Raw genomic sequence first — 21583 nt, 5'->3', positions numbered from 1 at the left:
TTCGCCACCTCCACCCCCGATCCGCCGACCCCCCGATCCGCTTCCCATGACCGTGACCCCCGTGGCCGACCCGACCGTCGGCAATCTGGCCACCCCCGTCAACAGCAGCTATTTCACCAAGGCGTTCCTGAACGCCCTGCCGGCCTACCGGCCCTCCCTCTCGCCCAACCGTCGCGGTCTCGAGGTGGGCATGGCCCACGGCTACCTGCTCTACGGCCCGTTCGCCTACACCGGCCCCCTGCGCGCCACCGAGTTCGCCAGCACCGCCGGCCTGTTGGCCGCCATCGGCCTGGTGTCGATCCTCACCATCTGCCTGTCGATCTACGGCACCGCCGGCAGCGGCCCCAACGTCCAGCCCCCCGACGCCACCATCGACAATCCCCCGGCCGACCTGTTCACCAAAGCCGGCTGGGCGGAATTCGCCAGCGGTTTCTGGCTGGGCGGCTGCGGCGGCGCCGCCTTCGCCTGGTTCCTGTGCAGCACCGCCATCCAGTCCCCGCTGGCCAACATCGCCGGTGGCGTCTGGAGCGCCGGCTGAGTTCAGCGATGGCCAGCCATCCCCGGGTCCCGAACCCTGGGATGGTCGTCCAACCCTTTCCTGCAAGCCCTGCCTCGGCAGGGTTTTTTTCATGGTCCTGCTCCGGCCCTCGATCGCCCAGGCTGGAGCCCGGTGCCGATCCCTCAACCGAAGGGCATCAGCGGTGATCGAACGAGGCGCTCGCTGAACACGGCCAGATTCAGGGCAAGGGTCAGCAGGGAACAGATCAGGAACGTGATCTTCAGGGACCGTGGCGCCTCGGAGGATCCGGCGGCAGCGGCGGACAGAACCACCAGCGGAATGAAGACCACGGCGAGATAACGGGGACTGATGAATCTCAGCAGCAGCGGCGGCACCAGGGAAAAGAAGGCCGCCGCCGCGAGAAACCTCAGACTCAGCTGGGTGACAACAGGGAAGGCCCCGAGGCGCAAGGCCCGAAAAAAGGGAATCAGCATCAATCCCATCGTCTGCAACACGGAAAACACTCCGTAGGCGCCCGCCACCAGCAGATAGTCAAGGTACTTCTTCGGATACCGAAGGATCACATCGCTCACGGTGCGGGCTCCCGGGAACACCGATCGCATCACATCCTGCCAACTGTTGGAACTGCCAGCGAGCGTTTCCGGGCTGGGGGCAAACTGATGGGGGCTGAACATGAACACATAGGACGAGGCAAAGGTTCGCAGCCCCTTGACCGTCCTGACCATCTCAATGCCATAGAGCTTGAAGCCGGGAGCCATCAGCAGCACCAGCCAGAAGGCCATCCCCACGGGGATCTGCCAGCGCATCCGGTTCTCCCGCACATCCCACCAGTACCAGACGGCACCCACCCCCAGGGAGCAGACGAGTAACTGGATCTTGGACACGCCGAAAAGAATCAGCAGGCCGGAGGAGATCAGCCGCGGCCACCCCAGTCGCACGGACAGCATGAACAGGGCGAAGAACGCCGCCGCGATGATGTCACTGGAAGGTTCAGCAAACTGAAGGGCGGAACTGGCGATGACGGAGAAGGCCAGCGCCTGGAAGATCCAGTGGCGGATGAACAGCCGACAAAGGGAATACGCCGATCCCAGAAAGAGCAGGGTGGTGATGCACTTGGCATGCCAGTTCAGAGTCTCCGGAGCAGGAGAAACCACCAACTTATAGAGACCGATCAGCAGGCTGGCCGCTACGCCACCGGACCAGTTGAAGCGGGGATACTGAAAGACCCAGCCCGTCGGCAGTCGATACAGGCGAAGATCAGCCCGCGTCACAAAGGACTGGTCCATGGGCCATTCGGACACCTGCCCGCTCTGACTCAGGATGCCGGCAAACGAGACGACAAGGGCAACAACGAGAAGGATTGGCAGGCAACTCTTTCGGAGCAGATCTGGAAAGTCCTGGGACTTTCTATTCATTTCCAACCGGCAACCACCCGAGCGTAGCAGGCAAAAATGCAGCCATCCCAGCCCCGGACCGGGTGGCGGGGTTTGCCCGCACCCGGAGCTGATCACCCCGACGGAGTCAGACGATCTGGCTGAAGTTGAAGCCGATCACGTGGTCGTCAAAATCGCGGTCGCCGCCGCCGAATGTGTCTTCCAACCCGAACAGATTGGTGCCCAGGGTGCGGAAGTGGCTCAGGCCGTCGGCATTGGCCCCGGCATAGGCGAAGAAGGTGCGGCCCCTCACCTGGGCAAAGGGCGCCAGCAGCGTGGATTCCGAGATGGTGACGGCCGTGGCGCTGGATTGATTGTCACCGACCCGCAGGCCCTGCAGCTCCGTGACGAGGTTGTCGGCGCGCAGGGCGGCTTCGCGGTAGCCGGCCTGCCCGGGGCGCACCAGGTTGCCGGCAGCGTCGCGCACGGTGCCCTGGGCATCGAGGGTGCGGTAGAAGCCGGTGATGGCATCGAAATCGGCCTCGCGGCTGAGCAGCAGCGTGCCCTGGACCGCCTGGTGGGCGGAGAAGGCGGTGAAGTCCAGGACCGGGGCCAGACCCTGCTCCTGGCCGATCAGCGCATCGAGTCCCTGATCGGTGTCGAGCAGATCGAGGGCGAGGCTCACGCCGCTGGCGGAGCCGAGGCCCACCGAACGTTCCGAGCCCGCAGGGGCATCGGGGCGGAAGAAGCGCAGACGTGCGTCGGCGGCACTGCCGAGATCCGCGAGGCCGGCGTCGACCACTTCGAAGAAGCGCACCGACTGGCCGTTGACCAGCAGGATCTCGCGGTCGAACGTGGTGCCCGCCGCCAGGGTGACGTCGCTGCTCTCCAGGGTGGAGAACAGGGTCTGGGCGCGGGAGCGGATGGCCGCCAGATCGGCCAGGAGCCCATCGGCGCCGGCCAATTCATCGGCCTCGAGCACCACATAACCGATCTGGTTGGAGCTGGCCGGCCGGCCGGTGAGGCTGGCCCGCAGCACCAGGCTGGCGGCGGCGCTGCCTTTGGAGGGATCCGCCACCGTGAGGGTGAGCGGGTCGACGCGACGGAAGACGGGCTGGAGATCCACCGTCCCGACGGTCAGCGACTGCAGGATCTCACCATCCGCCGCCGGGCCCTGGTCGCCGGGGCCGCCATCGCCCAGGGAGAGGTGCAGGAACTCGGCGGAACCATCGGCGTCCAGGTCATAGAAACGGGCACCGCCGCCCTGGCGCGGGTTGTAGGTCAGCGGTGTGGTCACGCCGGAGGCGGCGTCGGTGGAGACGGCGACCCAGCGGTTGGAGGGGGTGTCGGCGAAGGGGGCCCCGACCGTCAGGGCGGCGAGATCGAAGCTGACCGTGGCCCGCTCCAGCCCCGGGTCCAGGTCGATGCCGACCTCCACGGAGCTCTCACCGAGAACGACACCAGGGCCGGTGATCAACGCGGCATGGCTCGGATCCTGGGGATCGACCAGGGAGCTGGTTGGAACCACCTGGAAGGGCCGATCGACCTGGACGGTCCCGCCGGTGATGGTCACGGGGATGGGTGTCACTTCGCCCCCAGGCGTGATCACCACCACGACCGGGTTGCCCGGATCGGACGGGGGCACCGCACCGATCGTCAGCGCCGGCGAGAAGGACGTGATCGCCGTTCCATCGAAGAAGCCCAGCCGCAGGTTGAGGCTGGCCAGGTCGGCGGGGCCGAAGCCGGCGGGGGCCGTGAGGCTGAGGGTCGTGCGGTCGGCGTGGATCCAGTCGGGGCCTTCGAGGACCACCAGCTGGAGGTTGTCCCCATCGGCATCGAGGCCGAGGGGGCCGAGGTTCTGCAGCACCTGGACACCGGGGATCAGGGTGAGGCCCGGAGGGGTCGAGGGCGTGGCCAGGTCCGGCGCCGCATTGGCCTGGATGCCGGCCGCGGCCAGGGCCTGCCTGATCTGGGCCCAGCTGCCCTGGAGCTGCTGGCCATCGAGGAAGGCCGTGTCCCTGCCCACTTCGAAGTCGTTGATCCGCAGGGGCGGGGCCGTCGCCACGGCGGCGGAGCTGTCGATCAGGAACTGATCGGCCTCCCGGTCCGCCAGGGCCGTGGCGGGGGCCAGCCCAGGGGTGGCGGCAGGGTCGATCAGGCGGCCGCCGATGACCACATCCCTGGCCTGGCCCAGGAAGAACTGGTCGGAGCCCGCCCCGCCCACCAGGACGTTGCCGCCCAGGCTTTCGGTGTTGAAGAACTGGTCGCTGCCGCCGCGGCCCTCGATGCGGGAGCCCACACCCACGTAGACGGTGTCAGGCGCCTCCGAACCGATCACCGTCACGTTGGCGAGCTGGATGCCCCGCTCGGGCACGGCCCCGTAGGCGGCCGGATCGAGCAGCAGGACGTTGTCGCTGCTGTCCACCGCGGCGCCGAACACCAGATCGAGTTCCTTCCAGCCGGCCTGCCAGAGGATCGGGCCGCCCCGTTCGGGCGCCAGCGCCAGGCTGAGATCGGCCGAACCGGTCACCGTCTCGATGGCCCAGGCCGGCTGGTTGGTGATCGGGTCGGTGCCGGAGAGCAGGTGGAAGGCACCGTCGACCTTGTCAGTGGTGACAGTGAGGTCGAGGAAGCCGCGCCGGTTCACATCGGCGTAGGCCAGCCCGTTGATGTAGCCCATGAACAGACCGTCGAGACCATCGACGGCGGGGTAGTTCGCCCGGATGTAGGCATCGGCGCCTGGGAGATACTTCTCCAGCCCGGGCGAAGTGACGCCGGGGGTGGCGAATTCCAGGCCCGCCAGGCTGCCGGCCGGCCGGGTGCCCGCCGTCATCGTGTCGAGCACGCCGGCCCAGGCGTTGTGGGTGTCACCGGCCAGGCTGATCAGCCGCTTGCCCAGGGCCAGGGCGCTCTGCAGGATCGTTTCCCGCTCCACCCCGTAGCCGTCCCAGGCATCGAGGTTGTAGGGGATCTTGCCGGCCTCGGCGAACAGGGCCTGCTCCGCAGGGGAGAGCTCGCCGAAGGGGGTCCCCGTGGCGAGCTTCTGCAGGGGGGCGGCGTACCTGTCGAGCAGGGCCGGGTTGCCGGCATCCAGCAGCAGCTCGGCCGGCACCGCCATGGACTGCATCAGCACCTGCTGGCCGAGCACCTGCCAGGCGGCGGAAGAGCCCGCCATCCGTTGCTGCAGCCAGGCCATCTGGCTGTCGCCGAGCAGATCACGGCCGGGATCGCCCCAGGCCTGCTGCACGGTGGCCAGCACCAGTTCCTGGGTGACCCGGGGAGCCAGGGCAGCCGCAAAACCCGGTACCGCCGCGGGGGAGGCCGGCGGGGTGAGCCCCAGCTGGCTTGCATAGGCCGCCACCAGGGCCGGGTCGGCCAGGATCGCGCCGATGCGGGTCTGCACAGCGGCGGCATCGGGGTACTCCAGCTGCTCATCGCGGGCGGTGAGACGGGTTTCGAGGATGTGCAGCGCCAGCACGTCGCCGAAATCGAACGAGCGGTACCCCTGGGTGAGGGGGGTGAGGGCATTGGCGCCGTCCTCGCTCCGGCGCAGGCCCGGTTCCCGGATCGGCAGCCACTCGTGGTACGCCTTCAGGGCGGCGTCGCGCCGGGTGATCCAGTCGCCCTCGGTGGCGCTCTGGTGGTTCTGGGCGCCCCCGGCCCAGCTGTCGTTAGCGGTCTCGTGGTCGTCCCAGATGGCGATCAGCGGCGCTGCGGCCCGCAGCGCCTGGAGATTGACATCGGTGTGGTATTGGGCATAGCGGAGCCGGTAGTCATCGAGGCTGACGATCTCGCGGTTGGGCAGGAAGCCACGGTCGCCGGCGGCATCTTCCGCCTCACCGAAGCCACCGGGGCCGTACTCGTAGATGTAATCGCCCACATGCACCAGGGCGTCGTAGGGGTTCACCGCATGGACGGCGGCGGCCCGGCCATAGGCGAGGAATTCCTCGGCGGCGGTGAAGTTGGCGCAGGAGAACACGGCCAGCCGCACCGGGCCGCTGCCCACCGGCAGGGTCTTGGTCTGCCCCACCATCGACTGCGCCGCACCGGCACGGAAGCGGTAGTGGTAGACGGTGTCGGCACTGAGGCCGTCGGCCTCCACCTTCACGGTCCAGTCGCGGGCGACGCTGGTGGTGAACACACCGCTGTCAACGATCGAGCCGGCCTCGAAGCCGGCGCTGCGGGACACCTCCCACTGCACGTCCACCAGACCGGCGAAACCGGCGGGCGGTGTGATCCGGGTCCAGAGGATCACCGAATCGGCATAGGGGTCGCCGGAGGCGACGCCGTGGGAGAAGGCGAGTCCGGCGGGCAGGGCGCGGCCCAGATCCAGGTCCAGCAGCAGGGGGTCGTGGTCGGAGGTGCGGTACGGATCCGGCGCGAAGAAATCGCGGGACGCCGCGTTGCCGTTGCTGTTGGTGTCGAGGTTGTAGTCGCGGAAGGCGCCCTCGGCGGCGTTGATGCTCCAGTCGGTCGCGGCCACCGCCTGGCTCACCAGCGAGGGGGAGATCAGCATGTGATCGAGGGCCCCGCTCATGTCGACCGGGTTGAAGAAGGCGTAGCTGGAGGGGGGCTCGGCGGTGAAGGTGGGCAGGGCGTTGCGGAAGCCCGCCGCCTCCAGCACCCGGATCGGGTCCTCCTTGGCGTAGGCATTGATGTCGCCCAGCACCACCCAGTCGCCGTCGCCGGTGCCGGTGGGGTCGGTGCCGATCCAGCGCACCAGTTCGCTGGCGGCGGCGGTGCGGGTGGCGTTGAAGGCCGACTGGCCATCCCGCTGATCGAGATCCAGACCGGTGGCCCCGCCGCTGCCCTTGGATTTGAGATGGTTGACGGCCACATTCAGCACCTCGCCGCTGGCCAGTTCCCGGAAGCCCTGGGCCAGGGCCGGGCGGTTGAGCGGGCTGCCGGTGGCGAGGGGGTCGGTGAAGCCGGCGTTGTCCAGCACCCGGGCCAGACCGGTGGGCTCCACCGCCCGGCTGTCGTAGATCAGCCCCACCTTGATGGCGTCGCTGCCGATCAGGCCCGTGGGCACGAAGCTGTAGAGGCGCCCCGAACCGCTGGGCTGGGCGGCATTGAGCCGCTCCACGATCGCGGCCAGGGTGGCGTCATCGGCATCGTTCTCCAGCTCCATCAGCCCGATCACATCGGCCTGCAGGCCGAGCAGGGCGGCGGTGAGCTTGGTGAGCTGGCGCTCGAGCTCCTCGGAGGTGTTGGCCCCGCGGGGGGCCAGTCCGGTGTCCGTGAGGGCGCCGCCGGCGTTGAGGGTGGTGAAGGTGTTCAGCACGTTGAAGCTGGCCAGCCGCAGATGGCCGGCCCCGGCCGGCGCCGGTGCCGCGGGGCGGGGGTTGCCGCTCTCGAAGCTGAGCGGCGCCGTGGGCTGGAGCCGGTACTTGCCGAAATCGAACCCGAGCACCCCTTCGGTGGCGGTGATGGTGTCGCCGCGGCGCAGCAGCTGGTCGCGCACCGGCGCTGCGGGTGTGGCCGCCGCCGCGGGCCGGTAGGCGCTGTTGCTGCCGTCGTCGAGCACCAGCTCACGGAGGGCCGTGGCCTGCTCGGCGGCGAAGGCCGCCGCCCCCGGCTCCATCACGTTGGTGGGCTGCAGCGGCAGGCCGCCGGCGCTGAGCTCCACCTCCCCGAAGCGGAACTGGCCGAACAGGCCGTTGACGCTGAGGGTTTCCGGGAAGCGCACCCACATGCCCTCGAAGGGCTCCAGATCAAGGGGGCTGCTGCGCTGGGCCAGCAGGTCGGGAATGTCGACCCGTTGGGTGTCGCCCAGGCGGCCCTGCCCCTCCACCGTCAGGGCACTGACAGCCGTGATCGCCGTCTGCCCGAAGCGCTCGGCCACCGTCCCGGTGAGCCGCACCCGGTCGCCGATCACCACATCAACGTTGGAACCCGAGAGGGGGTAGGCCACATAGAGCCCCTCCGACGTCAGGGCGCTGCTGTCCCAGTCGGCGGTCTCCTCCTGCAGGTAGAAGCCGCCCAGTTCGCCGCTGGCCTGGAAATCGCCCACCACCAAGGCGCGCAGGGTCACGCTCTGGGCCACCAGGGGGCTGGTGCTGCCGTCGCCCTGCACCGCCGAGATCCGGCTGATGCGGTCGTTGTCGGCGATGGTGATGGTGGCGCTGCCCGCCCCAGCGGCAACCGTGTGGCCGGCCGGTGCGGCCAGCTCGATGCGCAGGGTCTCGGGGCCTTCCTCGAGGGCGTCATCAAGCACCGCGATTGCCAGATCGACGCTGCTGGCCCCGGCGGGGATCAGCACCGAGGCCGGCAGGGGGCTGATGAGATCACCGGCCTCGGCCAGCCCGGCCCCCGCAGCCAGGCTGATCGGCACCGCCAGGGCCGCCAGGGTGGAGCCGCTGCGGCTGATGCGCAGGCTGGCACCATCGCCGGATTCGCTCGCCACCGCGTCGATGGCCTGGATCGCGACCTCGGGCAGCGCCGGTGGCGCCGCCGCCGACAGACTCAGGTCGTCGATGGCCAGGCCGTGGTCATTGCCGGGATCGTTGATCTCCGCCCAGCGCAGCCAGAGGGTGGCCCCAGCCGCCCAGGGGCTGGCCGAAAGGTCGAGGTTGCCGCCCACGCCAGCCACCCGGCCGGCGCTGTTGCCATCGACGGCACCGGCCGTGCTGCCGGTCACCGGCGAGCTCCAGTTGAACGGGCCGCCCGGCGTGGTCCAGAGGCCCACCTGCTCGAAGCTGGGGCCCACACCCCACTGCAATTCCATCGTGTGGGCACTGGTGTTGCCGCCGTTGCGCCACTGCTCACCGTTGAAGGCGAGGTCGAGGCTGGCGATCGCCGCCCCGGTGGTGTTGCTGAGGGCCAGGGCGAACCAGCCGGCCACCGACCCGCTGGCGGGCGAGCCGAAGACGGCACCGCCCGAACCGAGGCCCCCCAGGGCGCGGTCGCTGCTGCCCGTCGCCCCGTAGCTCACGACGGCGCCGGCATTGGCGGTGCCACTGTCGGCGTTGTAGGTGGCCAGGGCGACGGGGGCGGCCGCCGGCTGGCGGAACAGGTGCCACCCCGGCAGCGTCACGTCGTTCGCCCAGGCGATCCCGGATCCGGAGGCGGCCAGGGCATCGAAGCTCTGGCTGTACAGGCCTGTGAAGAGGGCTGGCATGGTCCGGGTGGTGGGCGAGGGAGGACGACGAAGACGCGAGGGATCCCGGGGAAACCCCAGGGGCTGGTGGAGGCCCATCCCCGGGAAGGGGAATGGGCCTCCAGGACGTGCTCAGACCAGGGCGAAGTTGGCCTGGTTGTTGAGCGCGGAGGCGCTGATGTTCGTGAAATGGCCCACGGCCACCCCCGACACACGCAGCAGGGTGTCGGCGCCCACCTGGGAGAAGCCGAGGTCGGCGAAGGCCACGCCCCGCAGGCCCACCGTGTCCACACCGGCGGTGAAGTCCATCACGTACTGCTTGGCCGCGGGCCGGTCCCCCGGCTCGCTCACCAGCCAGAACTGGTCGGCACCGGCGCCACCGTTGAGATGGTTGGTGCCGGCCCCAGCGAGGATGGTGAAGACGTCGTTGCCCTCACCGCCCAGGGCCCGGTTGCCGCTGCTGCCGATGATGAATTCGTCGTCGCCGGCCATGCCGCTGAGGCGGTTCTGCCCGCCGTCGATCGCCCAGATCTCGTCGCTGCCGCTGCCGCCGGTGATCACATCGCGGCTGCCGGCGTACACCACATCGGCCCCGGATCCGGTGAAGATCCGGTTGTCGAAGCCGCCCGCGATCGCCACATCCACCTCGTCGTTACCGGCGCCGGTGAACACGGTGCTGACCCGGCCATCGAAGCCGGGAACCGTGGACTGACCCGGCAGGGTGGTGTCGTTGCCCTCGGTGCCCACCAGCACCTCACCGCGCTGGGCCAGGACCTGGGGATCGATGCCGAACAGGGTGGTGTACATCAGGCCGTAGATGCCCGTGTTGTCGACCGTGGAGGGCAGCAGATCGGCGTTCATGCCGTAGGTCTTGGTGACGATGCTGCCGGGGAAGTCCGGCGTCCCGGCCCAGGCGATCCCGAAGTTGCCCATGGGGCCATCGACGCTGTTCTCCGACCCGAAGGCGGTCCAGGGCTGGCCCGGGGTGGCGGTGCTTCCCTCCGGGCCATCGAGAAAGGCCCTGGAGGTGTTGGTGGTGGTGCGGTTCACGTTGATGAACGGCACCTCGGGCTGGGTGTCGGCGAGGTTGGGGTTGGAGGCATCGACGTTGCCCGTCGGCCGGGTGTACGGCGCGAACTGGAACACCTGCATGCCGCCGGCATCGCTGTCCGCAGCGGTGATCACCAGGGTGTTGGGATCCTTCTGATCGACATAGTTCATGGCCACGCCGATGGCCGCGTCCGCCCGTCGGGTCGCCTCGATCGTGCCGATGGCGTTGTTGTTGTTGGCGAAGTTGTCGGTCCCCTCCTCCTCCACCACCACGAAGAAGCCGTCGTCGCTCTTGCCGACGATCTCCAGGGTGGCTGCCAGCATCTCGGCAACGGTTGGAGCCGTGGACACATACAGGGGGAGGGGAGTGTCCGTGTTCAGGCCAAGGCTCTCTTCGCGGCGATCGTCAAAGGTGTGGTTGGCGGCAAAGATGCCGAGCAACTTGGTCGCGGATGTGGCGTTCTGGGCCGCCTCGACCAGTTGATCCTTGGTGTAGACCACCTGGTACCCGAGCGACTGGGCCAGTTCGATCAGGTTCCGGGTCGGGCGGTCTTCGGCGTCCGCGAACTGGGCGTCGATCTCGGCGGTGACGTGGAAGCCGAGCGTCCCCTTCGGCAGCAGGTAGACCTCCCCACCGGCCAGGATCACCTGGGTTCCCGAGCGGATCACCTGCTCGGCAATCTCCGCGGTCTTGTCGCGGGCACGAATGGCATTGCCATCCCGGTTGGTGGTGGCGGCGGCAAAGGCTGCCGTGCCCGGCTCGCCGATATGGCCCGACTGAATCAGGGCCGTGGCCTTCCCTGCTTCAATGGCCTCTTCGAGGATGGTGTAGCCCAGCTTGCCGGAAGCCGAGCGGATCGGGGTGTTGTCTTCCTCGAGGCCGAAGGATTCATTGAACACCTTGGTCCCCGTGGCATGGGTGACGGCGCCGGCGTTGGAGGTGCCGGTCAGCTGGTTCTCCATGTGGCCGAGGTAGACACCGGCCCGGGTCATCCGGTCCCAGTTCAGGCGACCATCCGGGCCCTTGTCGATGTTCCGCAGGGCCATGAAGCTCGAGGGTGTCGAGCCATCGGGATGGATGAAGATCACATTGCCCGTGTTCTGAGTCGCCGCCGGAGCCGTCTTGACCTGATCCGGGAGGCGCGACGCGATCTCTGTGTCAAACAGAGTCTCATACATCAATTCGTAGATCTTCGTGTTGTCCAAGGTGGCAGGCAGCCGCTCGGCATTGAGGCCGTGGGCCTTGGAGACGATCGAACCACTGAAATCGGGCAGGCCCGCCCAGGCGATGCTCAGGCTGAATTGATCGCCGTTCTGATCAGGAGCCGACAGGAACGGCAGGCTGCCGACGCCCGTGACGCCGTCGGTCGGCAGATTGCGTCCCGACGTGCCGTCGATCGGGTTGTTGGTGATGGTGCCCACCGGCCGATCAGCGGCCAGAGGATCACGCACCTGCAGGCCGCCGGCATCGCTGTCAGCCGCCGTGATCACCAGGGTGTTGGAATGGCGTTCAACGAAATCGAGGGCGACACCAATGGCCGCATCGGCGCGCCGCAGGGCCTCGAGGGTGCCGGCCGCGTTGTTGTTGTTGCCGAAGTTATCGGTGCCTTCTTCTTCCACGATCGCGATCGACCCCTTGTCAAAGTTGGGGTGGGCCTCCATGAGGCGCTGCGCCGCCGCCAGCATGTCGGCAATGGCCGGTGCTGTGGGGGAATAGAACGGCAGACCCGCGGCCGCCAGCTGCTCTTCGGCGCGATCGTTGAACGTATGGACGGGAGCAAAGACGCCAAGAACCTTCTGGGGCAGAACGGCGCCATTGATGAGGCTGTTCAGCTGGTCCCTGGTGTAGACAATGGTGTAGCCAAGGCTCTGGGCCAGCTCGATCAGGTTCTGGCTCGGCCGGACGCTCGAGCTGGTGCTCAGGGCGTCGTACTGGGCGGCCGTGCCATGGAATCCGGCAGCACCGACCGGCAGCAGATTGAGCTCACCGCCGCCAAAGATGAAGTTGACGCCCGACTCGATGACCTGCCGGGCGATCTCGGCCGCCTGGGCTCTGGGAACGACACGCGATCCATCGGGGTTGACGATTTCCTCGGTCTTGGCGACAAAAGCGGCCGTTCCAGGCTCGAAGATCGCTCCGGACTGCACCAGTGCCGTCACCTTGCCAGCCTGGATGGCCGCCTCAACGATCGTGTTGGTGCTGCCGTCCAGCGAGGTGATCGGCAGATTCCCCTGCTCGTAACCGAAGGACTCGGCATAAACCTTGGCGCCCGTTGCATGGGTGACGGCACCGCCATTGGAGGTGCCGCCCAGCTGATCCTCCATGTGTCCGAGATAGACACCTGCGGCCTCCATCCTGTCCCAGTTCAGACGACCATCGGGACCATGGTCGATGAAGCGGGCAAATCCGAAGTGCGATGGACTTGCACCATCCGGATGGATGAAGATGACGTGATTTCCAGAGGTCGTCATGGCTCAAAGCAAGAGGGGACAGGAGGCTGTGAACCCAACCCCGGGGAGGATGTCGGGTTGACTCAGACGGGATGAATCCGACGAAGACTGATCTGACTTGGAAGGCTCTGACCGGCCATGCGCTCAGCCGGACTCCCGTATTCTCAAACCACCCGAAGGCCCCTGGAGTGATGCTGCTGACACGGACTCTGTAGCCTGGACTGCCCTCTGAAAAGACGTCCTTAACCAGGGCAATGTTGACCTGATTGATGAATCCCGGTCCCCTGATCTGGTGGCACTGACCGACGGCCACGCCCCGCAGAACCACCGTGTCCAGGGGGGGCGGTGAAGTCCGTCAGATCCCACCGGGCAGCGGCACGGCTGCCCGTGCCGCCGATGCAGAAGACGTCACGACCGTGGTGTCAGGCCAGCAGCTGGATGTCGCCGGCTCCGCCCACGCTCAGCCCCCTCACCCCCTCCAGCAGCACACCCTGACCGGCCTTCCCGGCGAGGCTCAGGAAGGTGCCGTTCTGGTACTCCGTCACCTGGGCCAGCCCCAGGCCACCGAGCACCTGGAGGCGGTCAAGTCCCGCCTCGAAGCCCACGACGCGATCGACACCGCCGCCCTCGAGCCCGTAGATCACGGTGTCGGCCGCCCCATCGCCGCCGCCGCCGGGGGCACGCAGGTCGATCAGGTCACCGCCGCTGACCACCACCCGGCGGGCCGAGCCCCGGCCCGTGAAGCGGAAGCCGCCGGCGTCGCCGCCGCCGATCAGGGTGTCCTCGCCCAGGCCACCGATCAGGGTGTCGTTGCGCAGCGCACCGATCAGGGTGTCGCGCCCCTCGCCGCCATCGGCCTGCAGCCGCACGCTGCCCTGGGTCTCGATCCGGTCGTCGCCGTCTCCGCCGGAGGCAATGGCCGTGCTGAAGCGGCCGTCGTAGCTGGGGTTCCACTGGGACCCGTTACCGGCCCGGGCGTTGTCCGCCAGCAGCAGGTCGTCGATCCCGGAGCTGCCCACGCTGGAGAAGGTCAAGGTGTCGTTGCCCTCGCCGCCCGACACCGTGGCCGTGTTGCTGCGGGCGGCCCCATCGCTGTGGAACAGCCAGCTGAGGGTGTCATCGCCGCCGCCGAAATCGATCGCCCCACGCTTGGCACCCACCACCTGCAGATCGAAGTCCAGGGGCGGTGCCGTGGAGAGATCCCAGCGCACATCGACGAAGTTGGCCACCAGCAGGTTGCTGCCCAGCGAGGGGTTCCAGTAGTCGGCGTCGAGGCTGAGGGTCTTGAGCCCGTTCCAGCGGTCGGTGTTCTCGATCCGGGCCCGGGGGTCGCTCTCCCCAGGCAGGGTGATCGGGCTGGTCTGCACCGCCCCCAGGGAGCCGGTGGCCAGGGGACGACCCGAGGGGGCCGATCCGGGGGGGTTGCCCCCCACCCCCTGGGTGATAGCGAAACCGGGGCCATTGATCACACCCGGCTGCACGGCGGCGCCTTCCGCCAGATCGCCCACCGTGATGGTGAAGGGCCGCTCGTAGCTGATGCCGTCACCGCCGGTGACGCGCAGGGTGAGGCTGCGCGTGGCTCCCGCCTCGAAGTCCAGCGCCGCGGTGGTGAGCAGGCGGTCGCCGTCGAGGCGGAACAGCCCATCCGGGTTGCCGTTCGGCGCGAAGGAGAACACGAACGTGTCGTTCCCATCCGGGTCGGTGCCCGACAGCTGGCCCACGAGCGTGTCGGCGGGCAGGTTCTCCAGCACGGTCCCGCCGGTGAGCGTGAGGACCGGGTCGATCACCGAGTCGCCCCGCACCGCCAGGTTCTGCAGACGGGTGTCCTGGGCCGCCGGGGTGTCGGCCCCCCTGAAGGGGTTGGCGGGCGAGTGGTTGGCCACCAGGAACTCGGCCAGGGCATCCTGTTCGGAGCCATCGGCGGCGAAGGTGGCGACGCCGGTGCGGGGGGCGCCGCCCGACTGGGTGATGTTCAGCCGGTTGGGGTTGGTGAGGCCGGCGAAGGGGTAGCCGTCGCCGCCGCTGGCGAGGAAGTCGAGGGTCACCATGCGGAGGCTGCGGGCCGGATCCCCCACCACGGCGCCATTGCGCACCACGACGTCGAGGTCGTTGCCGGCCTCGTCCTGGATCGCCAGGTTCACCACCCGGGAGCCGGCCGGGCGGCTGAGGTCATAGCTGAAGGCCATGCCGCCCACCTGGGGGAAGCGGCCCTGGTTGACGCCGGCGGCGATGCCGTGCTCGATCAGCGCCTTGAGTTCGCCGGGGGTGACACTGACGATGGAGAGCCCGTTGTTGAAGCTGAGGGCGTTGGCGATGTCGTTGCGGGAGATGCCGCCTTCCGGCTTGACCACATTGCCCTGGGCATCCAGCACCGCCGCGGTGGGCAGCAGCTCCGGGACACCGCTCACCGAGCCGGTGGGAATGACCGACTGGCCGATCGAGTTACGGATGCCGCCGCCGTTCTTGAGCGAGATCACCACGCTGGGATCGATCTGGCGGGCGTAGGCCAGGTTGGCGTCGGCCGTGAGGTTGCCGAGATTGGTCTCCTCGCTGCGTACGCCCGGATTGCGATTGCCGTTGAGGAACACCTCGCTGATGCCGAACCATTCCGATTCCTGGGCAATGATCACTTCCCGCAGGTTGTCGACCACCTGCTGCACCCGGGCGTCGATGAAGGCTTCGGCGTTGAGGGCCGCCACCCCCGCCGCATCGGTGCGGAACGCGCCGCTGATGGTGGGGTCATAGCTCTCGGGGATGATCACACCCTGGCTGTCGAAGTCGAGCACCAGACGGCCGAGGTACTTGTAGTTGCCATCGGTGTTCACCACCGCCACCGGCCGGCCATCGGCATCGGTCTTGACGATCGGGTAGGGGCCCTGGACGCTGTCGCCGGGGCGGGTCAGATCATCGCTGTCGAAGAGGCGGGTGTTGGAGCCGCCGGCCACGATGATGTCCACGTGGCGCAGGCGCTCGGCCAGGGCCTGCTCGATGCTGATCTGCTGCATGTGGGCCAGCAGGATGACCTTGTTGAGGCCAGGGTTGGCCGCCAGCAGGGCATCCACGTCGCTCTGGATCTCCGCGGCCAGGGCATCGAGCTCAGCGGCCGTGGGGGTGCCGCCGAAGGGAACGGGGGACACGCCCACGGCGCCAGGGCTGGAGATGGTGCGCAGGGTTGGGGTGGTGGCGCCGACCACACCCACCTTCTGGCCGTTCACATCGAAGACGACGCTGGCGGTGATGCTGTTGGGGCGGGGCGCCTGGCCGGCGGGCACCACCAGGCCCGCCAGGTTGGCGTCGGTGGCGAAGTTGAGGTTGCCGCTCAGGTAGGGGAAGGCGGTGCCGGGGTAAGCGGCGGCCGCATTGGCCTGGATCAGGTCCCGCACCACGGCGGTGCCCTGGTCGAACTCGTGGTTGCCGAAGGCGACCGCCTGCACCCCCAGGGCGTTCTGGATCAGCACATCACCGCGACCCACGGCGCCGTAGGCCTGGGCGGAGGCCCCGTAGAAGAGGCCAGGAATCCAGGCGTCGCCGCTGGAGAGGGTGAGGGTGTTGACGAAGCCGGGGATGCCGTCGAGATCAATGTCCTGGGCCCGCAGCGCATTGAGCACTCCCGACAGGCGGGGGGCGTCATCGAGGGCCGCGATGCCCCCCTCCTGGTCAGCCAGGTGGAAGAGCTGCAGGCGGAAGGCCGTGCCGGACGGCAGGGGCGCGGCGCCGGTGACGCTGACCCTGTCGTTGCCCTCGCTGCTGGCGACCAGGCCGGCCGGCTCGCCCGCGGGGCTGCGCAGGAAGGTGATCCCCTCGACCCGCTCGGTGCCGGGGAACACCACCGGATCCACCGCCGCCACGTTGTAGGGGTCGGTGACGTCGAACACGGCTGCCACGCTGGTGGTGGTGCGCTCCAGGGCCACGAAGGCGTAGGTGCGGCCGGCCACGGTGGCGATCTCCACCATCTCGGGCTCGGTGCCCTTGTCGTCATCACGGCCACTGGCCATCAGGCCGAGACTGTTGGCCAGCTCCTCCAGGGCGTTGCTGGAATCGAACACCACGTTGCCCTGCACGTCGTAGATGCGCAGCGAGCGGGAGCCGATGCTGAAGGGCTTGTCGATCAGGCCATCGCCGCTGATGTCGCCGTAGTCGTTGAGCAGGTTGAGGCGGGTGCGGCTGATGCCGGTGGCGGCGGCGAAGGCGGCGTTCAGCGATGCCACACCGGGATGGTCCCGGAAGGGGGTGCCACTCACCAGGGCAGCATCGCTGGCCCGCGTGAGATCGACGAACGTGGTGCCCTGGTCCGGCGGGTATTCCCGGGAGTCACCTTCACCCACCGCCAGGAGGAAGCTGCGGCCCTGGGCATCGGTGAAGGCGGCGATGCCATCGGGCATGGTCAGGCCGAAGAGCGGCAGGCCGGAGATCGGCCGGTACAGATTGCTGTTCGAAGGGCCGTCCCGGTCGGAGCTGTCGAAGCCGGCGCCATCGAAGCTGACCACGGTGAAGGCATTGCCACGGGCGCCCTCGGTGCCGAAGTCGTTGTCGTAGTTGATCACCAGCGCGCCGTCATCGCGGATGGTGAGGCCTTCCGGCTTGTCGTAGGCCAGGGTGCCGCCGATCGACGGCAGATTGAACAGCTCGATCTTGTGGGCCAGGCGGATGCCGGCGGCCGCCAGGGCATCGGCACTGGAGGTGCTGAAGATCGTCGGGGTGGCGGGGTTGCTGTCGTGGTCGACGAGGCTGCGGCGGTTGTCGAGCAGCTCGGGGCTGGCCACACCAATCGCGCCCAGCCAGCCGCCCGTGGCCTGGTCGGCGGCGGTGGTGAGCGGCAGGGTGTCAGTGGCGCCGCGCAGATCCACCTCGTAGACATGCTTGAAGCCGGTGAGGCTGCGGCTGCTGTCGCGCTCCATCACCAGGAACACGCCACGGGCGGGGTCAAAGGCAACATCGCCGATCTTGTCCTGGCCGGCACGGCCGCTGAGCAGGTAGAGGTGCTCCTTCACCGGGGCGCCGGTGGCCGGATCGATCGCCAGGATGCGGGTGAGTTCGGAGCGGCTCCGGCCCTCGGTGACGCCGTCGCCGTTGGCGTCCACATCCAGGGGGCTCTGCAGGAAGGCGTACAGCAGGCCGTCGGTGGGGTTGAAGGCCATGCCCTCGATGCCGCGGTTGCTCCAGCGATTGCCGTAGATGGCCGGCAGGCTGTCGATCGTTTCCGCCCCGATCGGCGTGGCACCGCCGACGTTGTGCTGGGCCGCGAGCTGGGCCTTCTGGCCGGCGGGGATGTAGCGCTGGATCAGGTTGCCGCTGACCGCATCGAAGATCGAGATCTGGCCGCGGTATTCATCGCCGACGGCGAACACCTGGCGCGTGCTGCCACCGATGGTGAGGCTGAACAGGGAGATCGTTTCCGAATCGATGCCGAAGGGGTCGTAGGCCAGCGGGGCATTGGCGGCATCAATCGGCACGTCATCCTTGATCGCCAGCTGGGGCAGGCCCGTGAGGGGGGTGCCATCGGGGCGATTGAGCCCGATCCGGCCAAGCTCGGTGACCGCGCCGGTGGCGCGATTCATCCCCAGTTTGTAGATGCTGGGCTGGAAGTCTGGGTCGAGAAACTGACGCTGACCCGCGATCAGATCACCATTGGGGCCGCGATCGGTGATGGAGTAGTAGACATCCAGCTCCGCGCCGTTCAGCGTCTCCTTACCGGCGAAGAATAGACCGGAAAGACCGCCGGCCAGCACACCAGCGGGCTGGTTGGCGGTACCAGCGGCATACTCCAGCTCGTAGGTGAAGTTCTCTGCGCTGGCGACGCCGCGGGACCAGTCCTTGATGCCAGCGGAGAAGATGGTGCTGATCACCGGCGCCGCACCGCTGAGGTCCAGCACGGCGATGGCGTTATTCTCCTGCAGGGAGATCCAGGCGGTCCTGCCGTCGGCACTGATGGCGATGGCCTCCGGCTCGATGTCCTGGGCCACGGTGGTGGTGACACCCAGTCGGCTGCCGATCCGGACGCCGCGGTTGATCAGTTCGGCACGGCGGTTCTCCCAGGCCTCAAAGCCGACACTCCGCACATCGAGGGCCGAGGGGGGCACCGGAACGGTCGCCAGGTAGCCACTGGTATCGATCAGAGAGATCGAACCGACGGGATCAATGGTGTAAGGAGAATTCGGCTCCCCTTCGTTGGTCACCAGCAGCTTGGTGCCATCACCGCTGAACTTCACCATGTCGGGCAGGGCACCCACGGTCACGGTGCTGATGTGGACCGGCAGGGCCGGGTCACTGAGGTCGTAGAACTGAACGAAGCCAGGATCCGTCTTGACGGCGTTCTGCACGGCAATGGCCAGCAGCTGGCCGAAGACCGCTGCGCTCTGGAGGGTTTCCCCATTGCCGGTGGACGTGGCCCGGGCAACGGCGAGCGGGTTGGCGGGATCCCGCAGGTCGGAAACAACAATGGCTCCGGATCCGCCGCCTACGGTATACAGATAACCGCTGGCTGGGTTGTAGGCAGAGATTTCAGCATTGGCCCCAAGATCTGCCAGAGAGATCACTCCGCTCGTCGCCTGGATGAAAGGATCCAGGGCAGAAAAGGTGAGAGCCATTCAAATCAACTGCAGTCAAGTTCAACTTGACAGCAGCACGTTCATGCCAGGTTAAGCCCAGACAAATGTGTGTTGAAGAGATGGGGCAGGGTCCCGCTGGTCACACCCGCACGTGTCCTGGCCCACGGCTGGTCACGCCGGCTCCGCGTCCCAGTCGAGACCCGCGGGCCATGGGCATGAAAAAACCCCCGGTGTAACCGGGGGTTCAGAGGTCCCTCGAGATTCGAGAAGGGGAGGCGTTGCAGGGGTTCGGGAGCCGGAGGCTCAGCCGAACTTGCCTGAGGTGGACGCGATCAGGAACGCGGCGTACGTGAGGATGTAGCCGATCGTGAAGTGAGCGAGACCCACCACACGGGCCTGAACGATCGAGAGAGCGACGGGCTTGTCGCGCCAGCCCACCAGGTTGGCGAGGGGCGTGCGCTGGTGTGCCCAGACGATGGTTTCGATCAGCTCCTGCCAGTAACCCCGCCAGGAGATCAGGAACATGAAGCCGGTGGCCCACACCAGGTGACCGAAGAGGAACATCCAGGCCCAGACGGCCAGGTTGTTGGACCCCATCGGGTTGTACCCGTTGATCAGCTGGGAGCTGTTGAGCCACAGGTAATCGCGGAACCAGCCCATGAGATAGGTGCTGGATTCGTTGAACTGGGCCACGTTGCCCTGCCAGATGGCGAGGTGCTTCCAGTGCCAGTAGAAGGTGACCCAACCCACGGTGTTCAGGGCCCAGAAGACCGCCAGGTAGAAGGCGTCCCAGGCCGAGATGTCGCAGGTGCCGCCACGGCCGGGGCCGTCGCAGGGGAAGGAATAGCCGAAGTCCTTCTTGTCGGGCATCAGCTTGGAACCCCGGGCATCCAGGGCACCCTTCACCAGGATCAGGGTGGTGGTGTGCAGACCCAGTGCGATCGCGTGGTGCACCAGGAAGTCACCAGGGCCGATCTGCAGGAACAGGGAGTTGTTCCCGGCGTTCACGGCATCCAGCCAGCCCGGCAGCCAGACGGCACCGTTGTTGGGCCACGCCGTGGTGGCGATGCTGTCGGCGTTGGCGAGCAGCACATCCATGCCATAGAGGACTTTGCCACTGGAGGCCTGGACGAACTGGGCGAACACCGGCTCGATGAGGATCTGCTTCTCGGGGGTACCGAAGGCGACCACCACGTCGTTGTGGACGTAGAGACCCAGGGTGTGGAAGCCGAGGAACAGGGAGACCCAGCTCAGGTGGCTGATCAGGGCTTCCTTGTGCTCGAGCATCCTGGCCAGGACGTTGTCCTTGTTGGCTTCCGGGTCGTAGTCACGGATGAAGAAGATCGCACCGTGGGCGAAGGCACCGCACATCAGGAAGATGGCGATGTACTGGTGGTGCGTGTAGAGCGCCGCCTGGGTGGTGTAGTCCTTGGCGATGAACGCATAGGACGGCAGCGCGTACATGTGCTGCGCCACCAGGCTGGTCACGACTCCCAGGGCAGCCAGGGCAAGGCCCAGCTGGAAGTGGAGGGAGTTGTTGACGGTGTCGTAAAGGCCCTTGTGGCCGGCGCCCAGGTCACCGGGGGTGCCCTTGGGAGGGTTGTGGGCGTCGAGGATCTCGCGGATCGAGTGGCCGATACCGAAGTTGGTCCGGTACATGTGGCCGGCGATCACGAAGATGCAGCCGATGGCCAGGTGGTGGTGGGCGATGTCCGTGAGCCACAGCGCTTCGGTCTGGGGGTGGAAGCCACCCAGGAAGGTGAGGATCGCGGTGCCGGCTCCCTCGGAGGTACCGAACACCTGGTTGGCGGTGTCGGGGTTCTGGGCATAGACGCCCCAGTTGCCGGTGAAGAACGGCGCCAGACCGGCAGGGTGGGGCGAGACCGAGAGGAAGTTGTCCCAGCCGACGTGCTGACCCCGGGATTCGGGGATGGCGACGTGGACCAGGTGACCGGTCCAGGCGATGGAACTGAAGCCGAACAGCACAGCCAGGTGATGGTTGAGCCGGGATTCAGCGTTCTTGAACCAGGCCAGGGACGGCAGGAACTTGGGCTGGAGATGGAGCCAGCCGGCGAACAGGGCCCATGCCGAGAGGATCAGCATGAAGATGGAACCCTGGTAGAGCTCCATGTTGGTCGTCATGCCGATCGTGTACCACCAGTGGTACAGACCGGAATAGGCGATGTTCACCGGAGAGGAGGCGCCCGCCTGGGTGAAGGCGTCGATGGCGCCTTGCCCGAAGTGGGGATCCCAGATCGCGTGAGCGATGGGACGGACGTGCAGCGGATCGGCGACCCACTGCTCGAAGTTGCCCTGCCAGGCGATATGGAACAGGTTGCCCGAAACCCAGAGGCCGATGATCGCCAGGTGACCGAAGTGGGTGGAGAACAGCTTTTGGTAAAGCCGCTCCTCCGTCATTCCGTCATGGCTCTCGAAGTCGTGAGCCGTGGCGATGCCGTACCAGATACGGCGGGTTGTCGGGTCCTGTGCCAGACCCTGGCTGAACGAAGGAAATTTCGTTGCCATTGGGAAAGGTCAGGTG

At 67.6% G+C, this 21583-nt stretch carries 6 protein-coding genes; 1 reads left to right on the top strand and 5 read right to left on the bottom strand.

Annotated features, from left to right (window positions below):
- Positions 1–46 precede the first annotated feature (46 nt).
- On the top strand, positions 47–538 hold the full coding sequence (locus KBY81_RS05425) for a photosystem I reaction center subunit XI (protein WP_106221645.1): 492 nt from the start codon (positions 47–49) through the stop codon (positions 536–538).
- Between the two features lie 143 nt (positions 539–681).
- Here KBY81_RS05425 and KBY81_RS05420 read toward each other — a convergent pair whose 3' ends face one another.
- From KBY81_RS05420 to psaB, 5 genes are all read right to left on the bottom strand, one after another.
- Positions 682–1806 carry a hypothetical protein gene (locus tag KBY81_RS05420; RefSeq protein ID WP_254975876.1) on the bottom strand — a complete coding sequence of 375 codons (1125 nt, stop codon included), beginning with the start codon at positions 1804–1806 and terminating at the stop codon, positions 682–684.
- 235 nt (positions 1807–2041) lie between these two features.
- Positions 2042–9013 carry an ExeM/NucH family extracellular endonuclease gene (locus KBY81_RS05415; protein WP_254975875.1) on the bottom strand — a complete coding sequence of 2324 codons (6972 nt, stop codon included), beginning with the start codon at positions 9011–9013 and terminating at the stop codon, positions 2042–2044.
- Positions 9014–9124: 111 nt separating this feature from the next.
- On the bottom strand, positions 9125–12514 hold the full coding sequence (locus KBY81_RS05410) for an alkaline phosphatase (RefSeq protein ID WP_254975874.1): 3390 nt from the start codon (positions 12512–12514) through the stop codon (positions 9125–9127).
- Positions 12515–12915: 401 nt separating this feature from the next.
- Complete coding sequence (locus tag KBY81_RS05405) at positions 12916–19029, bottom strand: choice-of-anchor I domain-containing protein (protein ID WP_254975873.1); 6114 nt, start codon at positions 19027–19029, stop codon at positions 12916–12918.
- Positions 19030–19344: 315 nt separating this feature from the next.
- Positions 19345–21567, bottom strand: a complete 2223-nt coding sequence (psaB, locus tag KBY81_RS05400) for a photosystem I core protein PsaB (protein ID WP_106221634.1) — start codon at positions 21565–21567, stop codon at positions 19345–19347.
- Positions 21568–21583: the final 16 nt, after the last annotated feature.

The sequence above is a fragment of the Cyanobium sp. Lug-B genome, assembly GCF_024345635.1.
In the GTDB taxonomy this organism is placed as follows: domain Bacteria; phylum Cyanobacteriota; class Cyanobacteriia; order PCC-6307; family Cyanobiaceae; genus Cyanobium; species Cyanobium minutissimum.
Note: the sequence above shows the minus strand (reverse complement) of the source record. Positions and strands in the feature narration are given on the sequence as shown.

Excerpts from the sequence above, each read along its gene's own strand:
- KBY81_RS05425 (WP_106221645.1), top strand. The coding sequence starts at position 47 with ATGACCGTGACCCCCGTGGCCGACCCGACCGTCGGCAATCTGGCCACC.
- KBY81_RS05420 (WP_254975876.1), bottom strand. The coding sequence starts at position 1,806 with ATGGACCAGTCCTTTGTGACGCGGGCTGATCTTCGCCTGTATCGACTG.
- KBY81_RS05415 (WP_254975875.1), bottom strand. The coding sequence starts at position 9,013 with ATGCCAGCCCTCTTCACAGGCCTGTACAGCCAGAGCTTCGATGCCCTG.
- KBY81_RS05410 (WP_254975874.1), bottom strand. The coding sequence starts at position 12,514 with ATGACGACCTCTGGAAATCACGTCATCTTCATCCATCCGGATGGTGCA.
- psaB (WP_106221634.1), bottom strand. The coding sequence starts at position 21,567 with ATGGCAACGAAATTTCCTTCGTTCAGCCAGGGTCTGGCACAGGACCCG.